The following is a 17,200-nucleotide window of genomic DNA, read 5'->3' as shown; positions in this document are numbered from 1 at the left end:
GACATATGATTTACTGTGTTGAGGATGAAAGAAACATTCGGGAACTGCTGGTGTATACCCTGCATTCCACGGGATTTGAGGCTAAGGGGCTGGAAAATGGTACACAGTTATTTGAAGAATTGGGTAATCTGATTCCGGATCTGATACTGCTGGATATCATGCTTCCGGGAGACGATGGTTATACGATTTTGGAAAAAATCCGTCAGATGCCGGAAGTACGTGATGTCCCGGTGATTATGGTTACTGCAAAAGGTGCGGAATTTGATAAAGTAAAAGGTCTGGATCTTGGTGCGGATGATTATATTACTAAACCATTCGGCATGATGGAATTTATCTCCCGCGTGAAGGCGGTACTTCGAAGAGGGGGAAGCCGGACGGAGGAGACATTGGTTCATGGTCCGATCCAGATTCGAATTCAGCGCCATGAAGTGCTGGTGCACGGACAGAAGGTAGAACTGACTCTGAAAGAATTTGAATTGTTAAAATATCTGGTGGAAAACAGAGGAATTGTCCTGACACGTGACCAGTTGCTTACCAGAATCTGGGGATACGATTTTGATGGGGAGACCAGAACTGTGGATGTCCATGTACGTACTCTGCGTCAGAAACTCGGCGAAGCAGGTGCATGTATTGAAACTGTCCGTGGTGTAGGTTATCGTATGGGAGACGAAGCATGAGACAGAAAATTTTAAAGCAGGTTGGAGTCCTTTTGACGGTCTCCATTCTGCTTACCTTTTTAGTTGTCAGCCTGACAATGTACAGTAAATTTAACGGATACATGCACGACAGTGTACGGGAAGAAGCGGAATACATCAGAGTAGCAATTGAGGAAACGGAAGGCGACTATCTGAACGAGAAAATCAGCAGTCTGAAGTCGGATAACAGGATCACACTGTTAAATACGGATGGTACGGTGTTGTACGATTCGCTGGAAGATGCATCTGCCATGGGAAACCACGGTAACCGCCCGGAAGTAAAGGAAGCAGAAAAAAAAGGCTCCGGTGAGATGCTGCGATATTCGGAAACACTGGACAAACAGACTTTTTACTACGCTATCCTGCTGGAGGACGGAAAAATTCTCCGTGTATCAAGAAGCATCGATTCTGTTCTTGGGTATCTGCAGTCAGGGATTACACTGGTGGCTGTTTTGGTGTTGGCAATCATCGGAATAGCGTTTTTTGTGATTCAGAACCAGACAAAAAAACTAGTGGAACCAATCAATACGATGGATCTGGAACACCCGCTGCGACATGTGGAATATGAAGAATTACGACCGCTTCTGATGCGTGTACATGAACAGAACAGACAGATTGCCGGACAGATCCAGGAATTGAAAGAACGTCATGAAGAATATCTGGCAATTACAGAAAATATGAAAGACGGTCTTGTGGTTGCAAGTCAGACAGAAGTATTGTCGATCAACAAAGCGGCCCAGGAACTGTTCCAGGTACAGGCGAGCGATTGTATCCGAAGACCAATCAGCCGTGTAAGCCGGAATAAAGAATTGAAAAAAGCACTGGATGGAGCATTGGCAGGCGAGCATATCGAGACGGTGCTTGAAACTCATGGACGATTCTACCAGCTTCTTGCCAATCCGGTAAAGGTAACGGGAAAAACGTATGGTGCAGTAATTATGGTGTGGGATATCACAGAAAAAAATGCCGCGGAACAGATGCGGAGAGAATTTTCTGCTAACGTATCTCATGAATTAAAAACTCCGCTGATGTCGATCTCCGGATATGCGGAACTGATTGAAAATGGCATGGTTCAGCCGGCAGACATTCCGGAATTCGCCTCCAGGATCCATCAGGAAGCCAATCGACTTACTGCATTGGTACAGGATATTATCCAGTTATCAAAACTGGAAGAGGGAACCAGTCAGATGCAGGAAGAAGTTGTGGATCTCTATGAACTGACGGAAGACATCGGAGCTACCCTTCATCATGCGGCCAAGAAAAAAGATATCACGATGAAAATCGAAGGAGCAACACAGGAAATTACAGGTGTGCGTCAGATCTTATATGAGATGTTGTATAATCTGATGGATAATGGTATTAAGTACAATGTGGAACATGGAATATTATGGGTACGGATGTGGAAAACTACAGATAAAATATACTGGCAGGTGGAGGACACCGGAATAGGAATTGCCAAAGAAGAACAGGAGCGAGTTTACGAACGCTTTTATCGTGTAGATAAAAGTCATTCCAGGCAGACCGGCGGTACAGGACTGGGACTGTCTATCGTAAAACACGGCGCAGCCCTTCATCATGCCCAGATCCGAACCGAAAGCCAGCCGGGCCAGGGAACCAAAATCACCATAGGATTTCCTCTGGATCCAATATAATGATGATACCAGGGTCAAAAGATCTGAAATCTGATGCAGGCTTGCTTGTAGGAAGATTTCAGACCATTTGACTCTGGTATCTTTTTTACCAACTTTCCGTTTTCCCTCTACATCTTATAAATTATCACAGGAATCGGCGGATGATTCGGTCGATTATAATAACAGGAAAGTACCACCAGATATTTCTTTGAATCCAATCCCTTCAGATAATCCAGTACACCGTCCCGTTCCTCAAAGCCACTATCACCTCCACTGTAAATACAAAGACTGATGCATCCGCCTGTCTTTAAAAGTTCCAGTCCTTGTTCCAGTGCTACAATTGTTGACTCTTTGTGGGTGGCGATCGAATGATCTCCCGAAGGAAGATATCCAAGATTAAAAACGATACAGGAAACCGTTCCCGGGTCTGCGTAAGAAGACATGTGTGCATGGCTGTCCAGTAAAAGTTGTACGGGTGCCAGATGTTCGTGTTCCTGTAAAAGTGCTTTGGTGGAATCAAGGGCAGCCTGCTGAATATCAAAAGCCAGGACACATCCGGACGGACCAGCCAGCTGGCTTAAAAATAATGTATCATGGCCGTTTCCCATGGTAGCATCGATACACAGATCTCCCGGCTTTATTTGGGTACGGATGACAGAACGGTACCATTCGGTGACCTGATATGGGTTTGTCTTTTTCATAAAACATTTACCTTTCTGTGAAGAATGGTAACTGTTCAGTACCTTCACAGTTACGTGCCAAAATGCATTTAAACGATAAAAATACGCTTTGCGAGTTTTTATCGTTTAAATGCATTTTGGCTTGTATGTCTTGGGATTTTGGCATATTTATGCCAAAACACCTCGCGGTACAGTGGTTACTGAATAGTTACGAAGAATGTTACAAATATTATAAACATCTGAAAGAAAAAAGTAAACGGAAAAAGAAGTAGAATACTTGCAGTTTCAGACAAAAGCAGGTATCATGAAGAATAAGCATGGAAAAACAATACATCAGAAGAAGCAAAGAGTACAGACAGAAAGTTGGCGATAAAATGGATAAAAAACGGCAAAGAAAAAAATCTAGGAGACGGCGATTGAGTCATCGACAAAAAATTGTGTACATGCAGATCGGAGCCATCACCGTTGCTATTTTTCTGGCACTTCTTGTGGGAGCAGCAGCACTTACCAAAGTGCTGAATCGGCGAGAGGTACAGACGGATCAAAAAAATGCAAAACAAGAACAGCAGGAAGAAAAAATAGCATCGGAAGATGACAATTCTGCGGACAGTACGTCCGGAGACTCCCGGAATGAACCAACGACACCCGAACCGACAGGTGAACCGGTTTCTATCACGGTCAGTATGGTGGGTGACTGTACGCTGGGAACGGATATAAACTTTGATCCGAGCACCAGTTTTGATGCATTTTATCAGATGAAAAACGATCCGGGATACTTTTTCCAGAATGTAAAAGAAATATTTACAGCGGACGATCTCACTGTGGCAAATATGGAAGGAACGCTGACAACCTCCGATGCCCGACAGGAAAAAACATTTGCTTTCAAAGGTGATCCTTCTTATACAGAGATCCTTACCCGGGGTGGCGTGGAGGCCACCAACCTTGCCAACAACCACAGTCATGATTACGGAGATCAGAGTTATGAAGATACGATTCAGTATCTGGAGGCAGCCGGAATTACGACTTTTGGCTATGATCGGACAGCTGTGATGGATGTAAAAGGCATCAAAGTGGGACTGATCGGAATCTATGAACTGAAAGACGGGATCGGTAGACAACAGCAGGTTATTGATACCATACAGGAGGTAAAGAATCAGGGAGCCCAGGTAATCATTGTAAGCTTCCACTGGGGAACGGAAAAATCGAACATTCCGGACGATGCCCAGAAAACACTGGCTCATCTGGCAATTGATCAGGGAGCAGATCTGGTAGTAGGACATCATCCACATGTTCTTCAGGGAATAGAAAAATATCAGGGAAAAAATATTGTATACAGTCTTGGAAACTTCTGCTTTGGCGGAAACAAGAATCCGTCAGATAAGGATACGATGATTTTTCAGCAGACCTTTACCGTTGAAAACGGGAAACTGGCAGAAGACGATGTGACCAATATTATCCCCTGTTCTCTTTCTTCGGAGTCCGGGTATAATAATTATCAGCCCATGGTTCTGGAAGGAAGTGAAAAAGAGCGTGTACTTCAGAAGATAGAGGATTTCAGTACAGCCATCAATCAGTAACCAGATGAGTGACAGAAAAAAGAGGATAACGATGAGAAAAGAAGAATTTTTGGAAAAACTGCGGGCACGGCTGTCTCAGACCATGTCTCAACAGGAAGTGACAGCACAGATCCGTTATTATGAAAACTATATTCAGGAACAGATGCAAAATGGCAGATCAGAGGAAGAAGTACTGACAGAGCTCGGAGATCCTCTGCTGATTGCGAAAACACTGATGGATGTACAGGAGACGCAGGAAGAGTACAGCCATCCGGAGAGCAATATTTATGAGGAACGGGGTGGACAGGAGAGCGGTGATACACAGAGAGAACTGCATCGTATGGAAATAAAGACCAGGGGAGGCAGCCTGCTGGCGGCTGTCATTTTTGTTGTGGTTGTGGCAATGATCCTGTGGGCAGCCGGGACAGTGCTCATTCATCTGCTCCCGATATTGATCCCGTTAATGATAGTTTTATTGGTTGTGGCATATTTTAAACAAAAATAAGAAAAAGCAGAAGTTACGTGAAAAAAACGAAACTTCTGCTTTTTTCCTGCAGAGAAAGAAAATAATAAAACAGAAAAGTGGGGACAAATCCCAGAAAAACATGGTTTCAGACAAAGAGAAAGACCAGTAGGGGAGCTACTGGCCTTTCGAGGGGAGTATAAATAATTAATAAGGGGTTATTAATTGTAAAAAAAATTTTTGAAGGGTAAATTCTTTTTACAGGTTTGATTATAATACAGATCATTTGAAAATGCAACAAAGAAATGAATAAAGTCCCTTATTTTTGACATACTAACTCTGTAAATGAAACCGATGATTCAACGGAACATTTACAAAACAAGGATGAGCAGGAGGAAATACACATGTCTAAAAACTACAACAGGTGCAGCGAAGAGAACAAAGAAACTGACAAATACGGTATGACAGACAAGACAAATGAGAATGTCAAAACACAGAAAAAAGAAAATCGTTATGGCTCTGACAGCTATGACAAGAGCAGCACCAATCGTTACAGCGATAAAAACAGACAGTAAAAAAACAGTCTGTCCCGGAATTTGCCACCGGGACAGACCGGTACATAAAAGATTACGGATGTGCGGTCGGTGGAACGTGTGCATAAGATAAGAAAAAAGGAGTTTGGTTGTGGATATACCTCTGGTCTCTCCACGAAAGCTGGACCAGTACGTAGCCCGTTATCCGGGGGTCTGGATCGTTGATGTACGTTCCGGGGAAGAATACCGCAGATCACATATCCGATACGCAGTGAACATCCCTTATGAACCTGGAAAGGAGTGGGATCTGCCGGGAGAAAAAGAGATTGTGGTGTACTGTGAACGGGGAGCTACCAGCATGGCGGCAGTCCGGGAGATGATACGACAGGGATACCGTGCCCTTTCCGTGGCAGGAGGAATTACAGAATATAAAGGAAGAAATCTTGTGTTTTCCGAATAATCATAGTAGAATAAAGCATAATGTAAACGTAACTGTGAGGGTACTGAACAGTTACTATGTAAATTTTAAAATGTAGAAAAAGAGGACGGTACTGCCGTCCTCTGACAAAGGAGAAAAGTCAATGAAATATATGATTGCCTCAGATATTCATGGATCTGCCTGGTATTGCAGAAAAATGATGGAAGCTCTGGAAAAAGAGCAGGCAGATCGTCTGATTCTGCTGGGGGACCTGTTGTATCATGGTCCGCGAAATGATCTTCCCAAGGAATATGCACCAAAAGAAGTGATTCGGATGCTGAATAAAGAAAAGAACCGGATCTATAATGTGAGAGGAAACTGTGATGCGGAAGTGGACCAGATGGTACTGGAATTTCCGGTACTGGCAGATTATGGCTGGATGGAAATTGACGGGAAAACATTCTATATGAGCCATGGGCATATTTATAACGAACATAATCTGCCACCGTTAAAACCGGGCGATATTTTCATGCATGGGCATACTCATGTACTCAGGGCGGAAAAAGTAGGGGATATCACGATCCTGAATCCGGGTTCCGTGTCGATTCCGAAGGAAGGGAATCCGCCTACCTATGCAATACTGGAAAACAGTCGATTCACCATCAAAACATTCGATGAAGAAATAATAAAGGAATATGATTTATGAGACAATTTGAACTGATTGCCCCCTGTCACTTCGGACTGGAAGCAGTATTAAAAAGAGAAATCCTGGATCTTGGTTATGAGATCAGCAAGGTAGAAGATGGAAAGGTAAGTTTCTGGGGAGATGAGGAAGCGGTGGCTTATGCCAATATGTTTCTTCGAACCGCAGAGAGAGTTCTGTTAAAAGCAGGAGAATTTAAGGCGTGTACCTATGATGAGCTGTTTGAGAAAACGAAAGCTCTCCCGTGGGAAGAATATATCCCGGAAAACGGAAAGTTCTGGGTGAAAAAAGCTTCTTCGATCAAAAGCAAACTTTTCAGTCCTTCTGATATCCAGTCAATCATGAAAAAAGCCATGGTAGAACGGATGAAGCAGAAATATCACAGAGAGCATTTTGAAGAAGATGGTGTCAGCTATCCGGTGCGCGTATCGCTGATGAAAGATATCGTAACCGTGGGAATTGACACAACAGGGGTATCTCTTCATAAGCGAGGATATCGGAAATTACAGTCAAAAGCACCGATCTCCGAGACGCTTGCAGCGGCACTGATCATGTTGACTCCGTGGAAGAAAGACCGGATCCTGGTGGATCCTTTCTGTGGAAGCGGAACCTTCCCGATCGAAGCTGCGATGATGGCATGTAATATTGCGCCAGGTATGAACCGTTCCTTTCTGGCAGAAGACTGGACGAACCTGATTCCGCGCAAACACTGGTATAATGCGCTGGAAGAAGCGCAGGATCTGGTACATATGGAAGAAAGTCTGGATCTGCAGGGATACGATATCGATCCGGAAGTGGTAAAAAATGCAAGAGAAAATGCAGTGGCAGCAGGCGTGGATCATCTGATTCATTTTCAGCAGAGAGAAGTGGAGAAACTGCGTCATCCGAAAAAATATGGATTTATAATTACCAATCCGCCGTACGGCGAACGTCTTGAAGAAAAAGAGATGCTTCCCGGACTGTATCGTCAGATCGGTGAGGTATATGAAAAACTGGATGCCTGGTCGATGTATCTGATCACCAGTTACCAGGATGCAGAACGCTATATTGGAAGAAAAGCAGATAAGAACCGGAAAATTTATAACGGTATGATCCGGACCTATTACTATCAGTTCCTTGGCCCAAAACCACCGAAACGCAGAGAGGGAGAGACACGATGAAACGTTTGATATTTGCCACAGGCAATCAGAATAAGATGCGGGAAATCCGGGAGATTCTGGCAGATCTTCCGGTAGAGATCCTGTCCATGAAACAGGCAGGGATCGAAGCGGATATTGTGGAAGACGGAAAAACCTTTGAGGAAAATGCCATCATCAAGGCAAAAACGATCATGGAACTGACCGGAGAACTGGTGCTGGCAGACGATTCCGGACTGGAAATTGACTATCTCAATAAAGAGCCTGGAATTTATTCCGCAAGATATATGGGAGAAGATACCTCTTACAGGGTAAAAAATACCAATCTGATCGAACGGCTGACAGGTGTACCGGATGAAAAAAGAACGGCACGCTTTGTCTGTGCAATTGCAGCAGCATTTCCGGATGGAACCATAAAGACAACCGAGGGTGTGATCGAAGGCCGGATCGGATATGAAGAACGTGGTGAGAACGGATTTGGTTATGATCCTATCTTTTATGTACCGGAATTCGGCTGTACAACAGCTGAACTATCGGAAGAACAGAAGAATGCAGTAAGTCACAGAGGAAAAGCCCTGGAAAAGATGAGGGAGATTCTGAAAGAAAGTGTGAATGCAGAATGAAGATTTTGGTAGTCAGTGATACACACGGACATGACGAAAATCTGATGCGTGTCCTGCAGCGGGAATGGCCGATTGATGCGCTGATCCACTGCGGAGATCTGGAAGGATCAGAGGATTATATCCCGGAGGCTGTAGAATGTCCCTGTTTCTTTGTGAGAGGAAATAACGATTTTTTCAGCGATTTGCCAAAGGAAGAAGTATTCAGTCTGGAAAATTATCGCATTATGGTAACACATGGACATATGCACGGTGTTTCGTTAAGTACCTGTCAGCTGGAAGAAGAAGCCAGGAGTCGTCAGGTACAGGTTGTAATGTTTGGACATACCCATTATCCTTACCTGGACGAAGAGGAGGATCTGACAGTTTTAAATCCGGGCAGTCTTTCTTACCCGCGCCAGCCGGGACGAAAACCGAGTTATCTTGTTATGCAAATTGATGAACAGGGAAAGGCACATTACGAACACAGATACCTCGAGAAATCCTGAAAAATAAGGAAAAATCAGGAAAATAAAAAAAATTAAAAAAAGGTGTTGACTTTTAGCAAACTATACACTATAATACTCCTTGTGCTGAGCGAGAGAGCTCAACACGAGGAACAAAACGGGGTGTGGCTCAGCTTGGCTAGAGCGCCTGGTTTGGGACCAGGAGGTCGCAGGTTCGAATCCTGTCACCCCGACTTACGCGAACAACGAGTAAAAGTCCGTGCTTGCATGAGGACTTAACGAGTGTCGCGATGACGAGTAAAATCTGCGAAGTGTATTTTGTCTCGTTTAACAACTAAATAATTCCTATGCGGGTGTAGTTCAATGGTAGAACACCAGCCTTCCAAGCTGGATACGTGGGTTCGATTCCCATCACCCGCTTCCATCAGACATATCTGATGAGTACGTGTTTGTAGCTCAGTTGGATAGAGCAACGGCCTTCTAAGCCGTGGGTCGGGGGTTCGAATCCCTCCAAGCACGTTTCTTTTCTCTAAAGAGGAAAGGTATGGTGGGTATAGCGCAGTTGGTTAGCGCGCCAGATTGTGGCTCTGGAGGCCCAGGGTTCGAATCCCTGTATCCACCCTGCCGTAAGGCGTACGTTGGGCTATCGCCAAGCGGTAAGGCACAGGACTTTGACTCCTGCATTCGGCAGTTCGAATCTGCCTAGCCCAGGTTATGGGATATTAGCTCAGTTGGTAGAGCACTTGACTTTTAATCAAGTTGTCCGGGGTTCGAATCCCCGATGTCTCATCGGACAAGCCTAGTGCTTGTCCTTTTTTCGTTTTCTGTGCAGAACACATACACAGGCGGTTATGGCGGAATTGGCAGACGCGCTGGTTTTAGGTGCCAGTGGGCAACCGTGTGGGTTCGAGTCCCACTAACCGCATTTTATAGAAATTGCTGATGTTCATATCTTAGATTCTCATTGATTTCCCGGATAATAAAACATGATAGAAAAATGAAAAAGGAGGCCATTGTATGATAAAAGAAAGAAAATGGCTGGTGGATCTTGCAGGGGGTGCAGCAGTATATCCGGCAGCATACCAGGACATGGGAATCGAGATGTGTCCGTGTAGTGATTTTCAGACAAAAACGATCAGAGAAGGGGAAGAATATCCGCCTGCATTATTTCTGGGGAAATTTTCCAGGGTAAAGCAGAGGCATAAGTTGACAAACCACAGACACGATGGTAGGCTAGAACCATCTCAGGTGTCAGATCAGACATATAGAAAGGAATCATGCGATGAGAGAAAAATACGAATCATTATCAGCAGGAGAGCTTCGGGAAGTAGCCAAAGCAAGAGGACTGAAAGGAATCTCTGCTCTGAGAAAAGATGAACTGGTACAGCGGATGCTGGAGGAGGATGCGAAAGAGCAGGAAAAACAGATCGAGGATAAAAAAGCAGAATTTGGACAGCTGGACAGTGGAATCGAGGCAAACGGTATTCTGGAAGTGCTTGCTGATGGTTATGGATTTATCCGCAGTGATAATTATATGCCGGGTGAGAATGATGTGTATGTATCCCCTTCACAGATCCGCCGCTTTAATCTGAAAACGGGAGATATTGTACGGGGAAGTACAAGAGTAAGAAAAGAAAATGAAAAGTTTGGAGCACTGCTGTATGTGACTTCTATCAACGGTATGTCACCGAATGAAAATACGAAACGATATAGCTTTGAAGATATGACCCCGATCTTTCCGGATTCCCGTCTTCGTCTGGAACGCCCTGGCGGAAGTATGGCGATGCGGATCGTAGATCTGATCAGTCCAATCGGAAAAGGTCAGAGAGGTATGATCGTATCTCCGCCGAAGGCAGGTAAAACGACCCTGTTGAAAGAGGCTGCACAGTCCATTCTTCGAAACAGCCCGGATATGCATCTGATCATTCTTCTGATTGATGAACGCCCGGAGGAAGTAACGGATATCAGGGAAGCGATTCGCGGGGATAACGTGGAAGTCATCTATTCTACGTTTGATGAGCAGCCGGAACATCACAAACGGGTGTCTGAGATGACTATTGAACGAGCAAAACGTCTGGTAGAACATAAAAAAGACGTTACAATCTTTATTGACAGTATCACACGACTGGCAAGGGCATACAATCTGACTGTTCCACCAAGCGGAAGAACACTTTCCGGTGGTCTTGATCCGGCAGCTCTGCATATGCCGAAACGATTCTTCGGTGCGGCAAGAAATATGAGAGAGGGCGGAAGCCTTACTATCCTTGCCACAGCACTTGTGGATACCGGAAGTAAGATGGATGATGTGGTATATGAAGAATTTAAGGGCACTGGCAATATGGAGCTGGTACTGGATCGGAAACTGCAGGAAAAGAGAGTGTTCCCGGCCATTGATATTGCAAAATCCGGAACAAGAAGAGAGGATCTTTTACTGAGTCAGGATGAACAGGAAGCTGTCTATATCATGCGAAAAGCGTTGAATGGTATGAAAGCAGATGAGGCGGTGGAGAACATACTGAACATGTTTACAAAAACCAGAAACAATCAGGAACTGGTAAATCAGGTAAAGAATCAGAAATTTATCTAAAAGCACTTGCTTTTTTATAGAGCATATGTTATACTTTACAAGCTGTTTAAATTTGAGAAAATAGTAAAATATATATAAGAAAATTGGAAGAGGTGAAAGAAATGAGAGAAGGAATCCATCCAGATTATTATCAGGCAACAGTAACCTGCAACTGTGGTAACACATTTGTAACAGGTTCTACAAAGAAAGATATCCACGTAGAAATCTGCTCCAAATGTCATCCATTCTACACAGGTCAGCAGAAAGCTGCTGCAGCTCGTGGACGTATTGATAAGTTCAACAAAAAATACGGTATTAACGCATAAGACAATAAGAAAAGACAAGCGGGTTGAGGTTTTTACAAATCTCAACCTGTTTTTCTCTATAGGAATGTAAGGGAGAAACGATGAAATCTTCAAATATAGGTGGTCAGGCTGTCATGGAAGGTATCATGATGCGCAGTGGAGATCAGTATTCCATTGGTGTCAGAAAACCGGACGGTGAGATCGAGGTGAAGGTGGAGCCATACAGGAGCTGGGCAAAAGACAGTAGCATTTGGAAACTGCCTGTTTTCCGGGGTGTGGCTTCTTTTTTTGAATCTTTGGTTGTGGGGATCCGGTGTCTGATGTATTCGGCAAGTTTTATTGAGGACGAAGAAGAGGATGCGAAGAAACCAGGGAAAGAAAAGACAGAAGAACAGAAAGAAAAAGAAGAAAAATGGCTGATGTATGGGACAATGACATTTTCTGTGATATTTTCCATAGCCCTGTTTATCATGCTGCCGTATTTTCTGGCAGGCTTTCTTCGGAATGTGACGACGTCCGAAGGCGTGATCGCTGTTGCAGAAGCATGTGTACGCATGATTCTGTTTCTCGGTTATCTGGTGCTGATTTCCAGAATGAAAGATATTCAGAGAGTATTTATGTATCACGGAGCGGAACATAAGTGTATTAACTGTGTGGAACACGGACTGGAACTGAATGTGGAAAATGTAATGAAAAGTTCCAGAGAACATAAACGCTGCGGAACCAGCTTTTTGCTGTTTGTCATGATCGTCAGCATTATTTTCTTTTTGTTTATCCGGGTGTCTTCACCGGTACTGCGGGTAGTGATCCGTCTGCTTCTGATGCCGGTTATCGCCGGAGTATCTTATGAGATTATCCGGCTGGCAGGAAAAAGTGATAACAAAATTGTAGCATTGTTGAGTAAACCGGGGCTGATGTTACAGCATCTGACAACGAGAGAGCCGGAACCGGAGATGGCAGAGGTTGCTATCGCAGCGGTAGAAGCGGTATTTGACTGGAGAAGTTATCTGAAAGAAAACTTTCCGGAACAATACGGAGAAAAGTCATGAGTACATTGAGACAATTGCTTTCATGGGGAAGCGAAACACTGGAGAAAGCCGAAGTACCGGACAGCGGACAGGATGCATGGATGTTGATGGAAGAAGTCTTCGGAATAGAAAAAAGCTATTATTTTCTTCACGGAACTGATAAAATAGACCTGGATGTACAAAAAAGATATGAAGAGATGATCCGGGACCGGGCAAAACGGATTCCGGTACAATATCTGACCGGAAAAGCCTGGTTTATGGGGTATGAATTTCTGGTTAATTCCAGTGTGCTGATTCCACGATTTGATACGGAAGTTCTGGTGGAGGAGACAATAAAACATATTATGCCGGGATGTCGGTTATTAGATGTATGTACCGGAAGCGGCTGTATTTTGCTGAGCTTGCTGGAAGAATGTAAGGGCAGGATCAGCGCGGCAACAGGTGTAGATATTTCCAAAGATGCACTGCAGGTTGCAATTGCAAACAGAAACAGGATGGGACTCACAGCGGATTTCAGAGAGAGTGATCTGTTTTCGGATGTTGAGGGAGTTTATGATGTGATCGTGTCGAATCCACCGTATATTGCCACGAAAGAACTGGAGGGACTGATGCCGGAGGTACGGGAGCATGAGCCGATATTGGCACTTGACGGAATGGAAGACGGGTTATATTTTTACCGGGAGATTGTGGCGCAGGCAGGTGAATATCTGGAACAGGGAGGATGGCTCTGCTTTGAGATCGGATATGATCAGGGAGAGGCACTGAAAGAGATGATGACAGAAGCCGGCTATGGACAGGTAAAGATCATCAAAGATCTGGCAGGACTTGACCGGGTAGCCATTGGACAGAAAAACAATAATTGGAATGAATTTTGAATCGTAACTGTGAAGGTACTGAACAGTTACGAAATATACCAGGAGGAAGAGAAATGTTTGATAAATTAGAAGATCTGCTGGTTCGTCTGGAAGAAATTTTAAGTGAATTAAACGAGCCGGGAGTTGCAAATGATCCTGCACGTTTTCAGAAGCTGATGAAGGAACAGAGCGAACTGCAGCCAATTGTGGATGCATACAAAGAATATAAAGCGTGTCAGCAGACGGTGGAAGAGAGTCTGATGATGCTGGATGAAGAATCTGACGAAGAGATGCGTGAGATGCTGAAAGAAGAGCTGGCAGATGCAAAAAACAGAATTGAAGAACTGGAGACAGAACTGAAGATCCTGTTGTTGCCTAAAGATCCGAATGACAGTAAAAATGTTATCGTTGAGATACGCGCCGGCGCCGGTGGTGACGAGGCTGCTTTATTTGCCGCTGAAATCTATCGTATGTATGTAAAATATGCAGAGTCCCGCAGATGGAAGACCGAGCTGATGTCTCTGAATGAAAACGGGATCGGCGGTTTCAAGGAAGTTACTTTCATGATCAATGGTGCAGGAGCATATTCCCGTCTGAAGTACGAAAGTGGTGTGCACCGTGTACAGCGTGTACCGGAGACAGAGTCCGGTGGACGTATCCATACTTCTACGATTACTGTAGCAATCATGCCGGAAGCAGAAGAAATTGATTTCCAGCTGGATCTGAATGACTGTAAGTTTGATGTATTCCGTGCATCCGGTAACGGTGGACAGTGTGTCAACACCACAGACTCCGCGGTACGTCTGACTCATATCCCGACCGGTATTGTAATTTCCTGCCAGGATGAAAAATCACAGCTCAAAAACAGAGATAAGGCACTGCGTGTTCTGCGCTCCCGTCTGTATGATATGGAGTTACAGAAACGTCATGACGAAGAAGCGGAAGCAAGAAGAAGCCAGGTAGGTACGGGAGACCGTTCCGAGAAGATCCGTACCTATAACTTTCCGCAGGGCCGTGTGACAGATCACAGAATCAAACTGACCCTGCATCGTCTGGATACAATCTTAAATGGTGATCTTGATGAGATCATTGACAGCCTGATCGCAGCAGACCAGACAGCCAAGCTGGCAAAAATGAACCAATAAACAAAATATGTAAATAAAAGGATCGGAGGAAACATCATGGGAAAATATTTTGGTACCGATGGTTTTCGTGGAGAAGCGAATGTGGATCTGACTGTGGAACATGCTTATAAAGTAGGAAGATTCCTTGGATGGTATTACGGAAGAGAACACAAAGCACAGATTGTGATCGGAAAAGATACAAGAAGAAGCAGCTACATGTTTGAGTATTCTCTGGTTGCAGGACTGACTGCTTCCGGTGCGGATGCGTATCTGCTTCATGTAACCACCACACCAAGCGTTTCCTATGTAGTGCGGACGGAAAATTTTGACTGTGGAATTATGATTTCTGCCAGTCACAATCCATTTTATGATAACGGCATCAAGATCATTGGCGGAAACGGGCAAAAGATGGATGCGGAAGTGGAAGCCATGATTGAAGGATATATTGATGATGATGTTCCGAAGATTCCGTTTGCAACAAAAGAAAAGATTGGTCGGACGGTGGATTTTGCGGCCGGACGAAACCGGTACATCGGTTATCTGATTTCCATTCCTACCCGTTCGTTCAAAAACTACAGAGTAGGACTGGACTGTTCTAATGGAAGTGCTTCCTCGGTAGCCAAGAGTGTGTTTGATGCACTGGGAGCAAAAACCTATGTCATCAATAATGAGCCGGATGGAACGAACATCAATACGAACTGCGGATCAACGCATATCGAAGTGCTGCAGCAATTTGTCAAAGAAAAACATCTGGATGTGGGATTTGCATATGACGGAGATGCGGATCGGTGTATCGCTGTGGATCATCTGGGAAATGTAGTCGACGGAGATCTGATCCTGTATATCTGTGGAAAATATATGAAAGAGACCGGAAAACTGGAAAATAATACGATCGTCACTACGATTATGTCCAACCTTGGTCTTTATAAAGCCTGTGACAGGGAAGGTATCCGGTACGAAAAAACAGCAGTAGGAGATAAATATGTCTGTGAAAACATGATGGCAAACGGACACAGTCTCGGCGGTGAACAGTCCGGACATATTATTTTCAGCAAACATGCTACTACCGGAGATGGTATCCTGACATCTTTGATGCTGATGGAAGTTATTATTGAAAAAAAACAGTTATTAAATACTCTTGCATCAGAAGTTTCCATTTATCCTCAGCTTCTGGAAAATGTTCGTGTTGCCAATAAAACAGCTGCAAGAAACAACGAAGAAGTAAAGAAGGCAGTTGCCTCGGTGGAGAAAGAATTAGGAGAAGACGGAAGAATTCTTGTGCGGGAGAGTGGCACTGAACCGGTCATTCGTGTTATGGTAGAAGCGAAAAAAGATGCGATCTGTCGTGAAATGGTACAGCGCGTGATTGAAGTGATGGACAAAGAGGGACTGATTTTGTCATGAGAAAAGAGGTACTGGCGGTTGGATGTGCGCTGATGGTGTTCTGCGGCTGTGGGAAAAATAATGCGGCACAACATTATGAAAGCGGCTGGGCGGCTATGGAAAAAAAAGATTACACTACTGCAGTAAACGAATTTCAGCAGGTAATCGATCAAAACAGCAGACTGGCAGAAAGTTACCGGGCAGAAGGAATTGCCTATTATTCAGAAAAGGCCTATCCGGAGGCGATTGCTGCTTTTTCGCGAAGTCTGAACAATATGGATGATCCGGATAAGGAATTTAAAAAAGATGTACAGTTTTATCTTGCCCAGGCACGCATGGATTATGGCGAGGTAGATAAAGCGATTGAAGTGTACAGCGAGATACTGAAGGCCGGGGAAGACGAACAGGCATTCTTTCTGAGAGGAAAGGCATATATTTCCATGGAAGATTATAAAAATGCCGAAAAAGACTTTCAGAGAGCACTGGAAGGCTGTGAAGATTATAATCTGTATATCAATATTTATCAGATTTATGTGGATCACAACAAGGCAGTAGATGGTGATGCCTATCTGAAGATGGCTCTGGAGTTAGAACCTCAGGACGGAGAAGATTGCTATCACAGAGGAAGAATCTACGAATATGAAAAAAATTATGAGGCAGCCAGAGATGAATTGAAAACAGCGATGGAACAGGGATATGAGGATGCCATGCTGCTTTTGGGCCGGGTATATCTGGAGATGGAAGATCCGGCAAGTGCCAGATCCATGTATCAGGAATATCTGCAAAAGAGTGAGAAGGGTGCCAAGGCCTATAACGGACTGGCAATGTGTGATATTTATGATGGTGCATATGATAGCGCACTGGAGAATATCGCACAGGGTCTGAAGGAAAATTCCAAAGAGGACGAACAGGGTCTGCTTTATAATGAAATTGTGGCCTATGAATATAAACGAGATTTTGCTGCAGCAAAAGAAAAGATGAAGATATATCTGGAACAGTATCCGGAAGATGAGGCGGCTCTTCGGGAGAACGAGTTTCTTTCTACAAGATAGGAGGAAA

Annotated in this window: 19 protein-coding genes and 7 tRNA genes; 25 read left to right on the top strand and 1 reads right to left on the bottom strand. The window is 44.3% G+C overall.

Features of this window, described 5'->3' with window-relative positions:
* Positions 1-5: 5 nt before the first annotated feature.
* Both MSA64_RS05285 and MSA64_RS05280 read left to right on the top strand, forming a co-directional pair.
* On the top strand, positions 6-677 hold the full coding sequence (locus MSA64_RS05285; RefSeq protein WP_106492801.1) for a response regulator transcription factor: 672 nt from the start codon (positions 6-8) through the stop codon (positions 675-677).
* Entirely contained in the window at positions 674-2,347 is a 1,674-nt protein-coding gene (locus tag MSA64_RS05280) for a sensor histidine kinase (RefSeq protein WP_173885412.1), read from the top strand. Before MSA64_RS05285 ends, MSA64_RS05280 begins: the two co-directional genes overlap by 4 nt.
* A 107-nt stretch (positions 2,348-2,454) precedes the next feature.
* Here MSA64_RS05280 and MSA64_RS05275 read toward each other — a convergent pair whose 3' ends face one another.
* Entirely contained in the window at positions 2,455-3,027 is a 573-nt protein-coding gene (locus MSA64_RS05275; protein ID WP_022172687.1) for a class I SAM-dependent methyltransferase, read from the bottom strand.
* A 353-nt stretch (positions 3,028-3,380) separates the two neighbouring features.
* Between MSA64_RS05275 and MSA64_RS05270 the strand changes: the two genes are divergently transcribed.
* The 23 genes from MSA64_RS05270 to MSA64_RS05160 all read left to right on the top strand — a co-directional run bounded on the left by MSA64_RS05270 (position 3,381) and on the right by MSA64_RS05160 (position 17,193).
* A complete protein-coding gene (locus tag MSA64_RS05270; RefSeq protein WP_442945310.1) occupies positions 3,381-4,583 on the top strand; it encodes a CapA family protein in 1,203 nt (400 codons plus the stop codon).
* 31 nt (positions 4,584-4,614) lie between these two features.
* On the top strand, positions 4,615-5,067 hold the full coding sequence (locus MSA64_RS05265; RefSeq protein WP_287890880.1) for a DUF1700 domain-containing protein: 453 nt from the start codon (positions 4,615-4,617) through the stop codon (positions 5,065-5,067).
* A 362-nt stretch (positions 5,068-5,429) separates the two neighbouring features.
* The gene (locus MSA64_RS05260; RefSeq protein ID WP_154432323.1) at positions 5,430-5,600 is read left to right on the top strand and encodes a hypothetical protein; all 171 of its coding nucleotides are present in this window, start codon (positions 5,430-5,432) and stop codon (positions 5,598-5,600) included.
* A 109-nt stretch (positions 5,601-5,709) separates the two neighbouring features.
* Positions 5,710-6,018: a rhodanese-like domain-containing protein gene (locus tag MSA64_RS05255; protein WP_270532965.1), complete on the top strand. Its 309-nt coding sequence runs from the start codon at positions 5,710-5,712 to the stop codon at positions 6,016-6,018.
* A gap of 121 nt (positions 6,019-6,139) precedes the next feature.
* The gene (gene yfcE, locus MSA64_RS05250; RefSeq protein WP_106492796.1) at positions 6,140-6,682 is read left to right on the top strand and encodes a phosphodiesterase; all 543 of its coding nucleotides are present in this window, start codon (positions 6,140-6,142) and stop codon (positions 6,680-6,682) included.
* A complete protein-coding gene (locus tag MSA64_RS05245; protein WP_118575558.1) occupies positions 6,679-7,839 on the top strand; it encodes a THUMP domain-containing class I SAM-dependent RNA methyltransferase in 1,161 nt (386 codons plus the stop codon). The genes yfcE and MSA64_RS05245 overlap by 4 nt, the downstream gene beginning before the upstream one ends.
* On the top strand, positions 7,836-8,438 hold the full coding sequence (locus MSA64_RS05240) for an XTP/dITP diphosphatase (RefSeq protein WP_287890875.1): 603 nt from the start codon (positions 7,836-7,838) through the stop codon (positions 8,436-8,438). The genes MSA64_RS05245 and MSA64_RS05240 overlap by 4 nt, the downstream gene beginning before the upstream one ends.
* The gene (locus MSA64_RS05235; protein WP_154432326.1) at positions 8,435-8,923 is read left to right on the top strand and encodes a metallophosphoesterase family protein; all 489 of its coding nucleotides are present in this window, start codon (positions 8,435-8,437) and stop codon (positions 8,921-8,923) included. Before MSA64_RS05240 ends, MSA64_RS05235 begins: the two co-directional genes overlap by 4 nt.
* Positions 8,924-9,039: 116 nt before the next feature.
* Positions 9,040-9,114, top strand: a tRNA-Pro gene (locus MSA64_RS05230).
* 116 nt (positions 9,115-9,230) lie between these two features.
* Positions 9,231-9,301 (top strand) — tRNA-Gly (locus tag MSA64_RS05225).
* A 25-nt stretch (positions 9,302-9,326) separates the two neighbouring features.
* A tRNA-Arg gene (locus MSA64_RS05220) sits at positions 9,327-9,400 on the top strand.
* A gap of 28 nt (positions 9,401-9,428) precedes the next feature.
* Positions 9,429-9,502, top strand: a tRNA-His gene (locus tag MSA64_RS05215).
* 18 nt (positions 9,503-9,520) lie between these two features.
* Positions 9,521-9,592, top strand: a tRNA-Gln gene (locus MSA64_RS05210).
* Positions 9,593-9,597: 5 nt separating this feature from the next.
* Positions 9,598-9,670, top strand: a tRNA-Lys gene (locus MSA64_RS05205).
* Between the two features lie 56 nt (positions 9,671-9,726).
* Positions 9,727-9,806: transfer RNA gene (locus MSA64_RS05200), tRNA-Leu, on the top strand.
* Between the two features lie 92 nt (positions 9,807-9,898).
* Positions 9,899-10,258, top strand: coding sequence for a hypothetical protein (locus tag MSA64_RS05195; protein ID WP_154432327.1), 360 nt, complete (start codon positions 9,899-9,901; stop codon positions 10,256-10,258).
* Positions 10,164-11,468 (top strand): transcription termination factor Rho, encoded by a 1,305-nt coding sequence (gene rho / locus MSA64_RS05190; protein WP_106492793.1) that lies wholly within the window; start codon positions 10,164-10,166, stop codon positions 11,466-11,468. Before MSA64_RS05195 ends, rho begins: the two co-directional genes overlap by 95 nt.
* Before the next feature lie 101 nt (positions 11,469-11,569).
* A complete protein-coding gene (rpmE, locus tag MSA64_RS05185) occupies positions 11,570-11,773 on the top strand; it encodes a 50S ribosomal protein L31 (protein WP_022170964.1) in 204 nt (67 codons plus the stop codon).
* 80 nt (positions 11,774-11,853) lie between these two features.
* Complete coding sequence (locus tag MSA64_RS05180; RefSeq protein WP_106492792.1) at positions 11,854-12,801, top strand: DUF1385 domain-containing protein; 948 nt, start codon at positions 11,854-11,856, stop codon at positions 12,799-12,801.
* Positions 12,798-13,655, top strand: coding sequence for a peptide chain release factor N(5)-glutamine methyltransferase (gene prmC, locus MSA64_RS05175; RefSeq protein WP_154432328.1), 858 nt, complete (start codon positions 12,798-12,800; stop codon positions 13,653-13,655). Before MSA64_RS05180 ends, prmC begins: the two co-directional genes overlap by 4 nt.
* A gap of 53 nt (positions 13,656-13,708) precedes the next feature.
* Positions 13,709-14,779, top strand: coding sequence for a peptide chain release factor 1 (prfA, locus tag MSA64_RS05170; RefSeq protein WP_154432329.1), 1,071 nt, complete (start codon positions 13,709-13,711; stop codon positions 14,777-14,779).
* A gap of 36 nt (positions 14,780-14,815) precedes the next feature.
* Positions 14,816-16,162 (top strand): phosphoglucosamine mutase, encoded by a 1,347-nt coding sequence (glmM, locus tag MSA64_RS05165; RefSeq protein ID WP_022170968.1) that lies wholly within the window; start codon positions 14,816-14,818, stop codon positions 16,160-16,162.
* Positions 16,159-17,193, top strand: coding sequence for a tetratricopeptide repeat protein (locus MSA64_RS05160; RefSeq protein ID WP_287890870.1), 1,035 nt, complete (start codon positions 16,159-16,161; stop codon positions 17,191-17,193). The genes glmM and MSA64_RS05160 overlap by 4 nt, the downstream gene beginning before the upstream one ends.
* The last annotated feature ends 7 nt before the right edge of the window (positions 17,194-17,200 follow it).

The sequence above is a fragment of the Oliverpabstia sp. genome (assembly GCF_022785585.1).
GTDB lineage: Bacteria > Bacillota > Clostridia > Lachnospirales > Lachnospiraceae > Oliverpabstia > Oliverpabstia intestinalis.
Note: the sequence above shows the minus strand (reverse complement) of the source record. Positions and strands in the feature narration are given on the sequence as shown.

Coding starts and splice junctions, on each gene's coding strand:
- rho (WP_106492793.1), top strand. CDS start 10,164: ATGAGAGAAAAATACGAATCATTATCAGCAGGAGAGCTTCGGGAAGTA.
- prmC (WP_154432328.1), top strand. CDS start 12,798: ATGAGTACATTGAGACAATTGCTTTCATGGGGAAGCGAAACACTGGAG.
- rpmE (WP_022170964.1), top strand. CDS start 11,570: ATGAGAGAAGGAATCCATCCAGATTATTATCAGGCAACAGTAACCTGC.
- MSA64_RS05280 (WP_173885412.1), top strand. CDS start 674: ATGAGACAGAAAATTTTAAAGCAGGTTGGAGTCCTTTTGACGGTCTCC.
- MSA64_RS05240 (WP_287890875.1), top strand. CDS start 7,836: ATGAAACGTTTGATATTTGCCACAGGCAATCAGAATAAGATGCGGGAA.
- MSA64_RS05160 (WP_287890870.1), top strand. CDS start 16,159: ATGAGAAAAGAGGTACTGGCGGTTGGATGTGCGCTGATGGTGTTCTGC.
- MSA64_RS05260 (WP_154432323.1), top strand. CDS start 5,430: ATGTCTAAAAACTACAACAGGTGCAGCGAAGAGAACAAAGAAACTGAC.
- MSA64_RS05235 (WP_154432326.1), top strand. CDS start 8,435: ATGAAGATTTTGGTAGTCAGTGATACACACGGACATGACGAAAATCTG.
- glmM (WP_022170968.1), top strand. CDS start 14,816: ATGGGAAAATATTTTGGTACCGATGGTTTTCGTGGAGAAGCGAATGTG.
- MSA64_RS05195 (WP_154432327.1), top strand. CDS start 9,899: ATGATAAAAGAAAGAAAATGGCTGGTGGATCTTGCAGGGGGTGCAGCA.
- prfA (WP_154432329.1), top strand. CDS start 13,709: ATGTTTGATAAATTAGAAGATCTGCTGGTTCGTCTGGAAGAAATTTTA.
- MSA64_RS05270 (WP_442945310.1), top strand. CDS start 3,381: ATGGATAAAAAACGGCAAAGAAAAAAATCTAGGAGACGGCGATTGAGT.
- yfcE (WP_106492796.1), top strand. CDS start 6,140: ATGAAATATATGATTGCCTCAGATATTCATGGATCTGCCTGGTATTGC.
- MSA64_RS05265 (WP_287890880.1), top strand. CDS start 4,615: ATGAGAAAAGAAGAATTTTTGGAAAAACTGCGGGCACGGCTGTCTCAG.
- MSA64_RS05275 (WP_022172687.1), bottom strand. CDS start 3,027: ATGAAAAAGACAAACCCATATCAGGTCACCGAATGGTACCGTTCTGTC.
- MSA64_RS05180 (WP_106492792.1), top strand. CDS start 11,854: ATGAAATCTTCAAATATAGGTGGTCAGGCTGTCATGGAAGGTATCATG.
- MSA64_RS05285 (WP_106492801.1), top strand. CDS start 6: ATGATTTACTGTGTTGAGGATGAAAGAAACATTCGGGAACTGCTGGTG.
- MSA64_RS05245 (WP_118575558.1), top strand. CDS start 6,679: ATGAGACAATTTGAACTGATTGCCCCCTGTCACTTCGGACTGGAAGCA.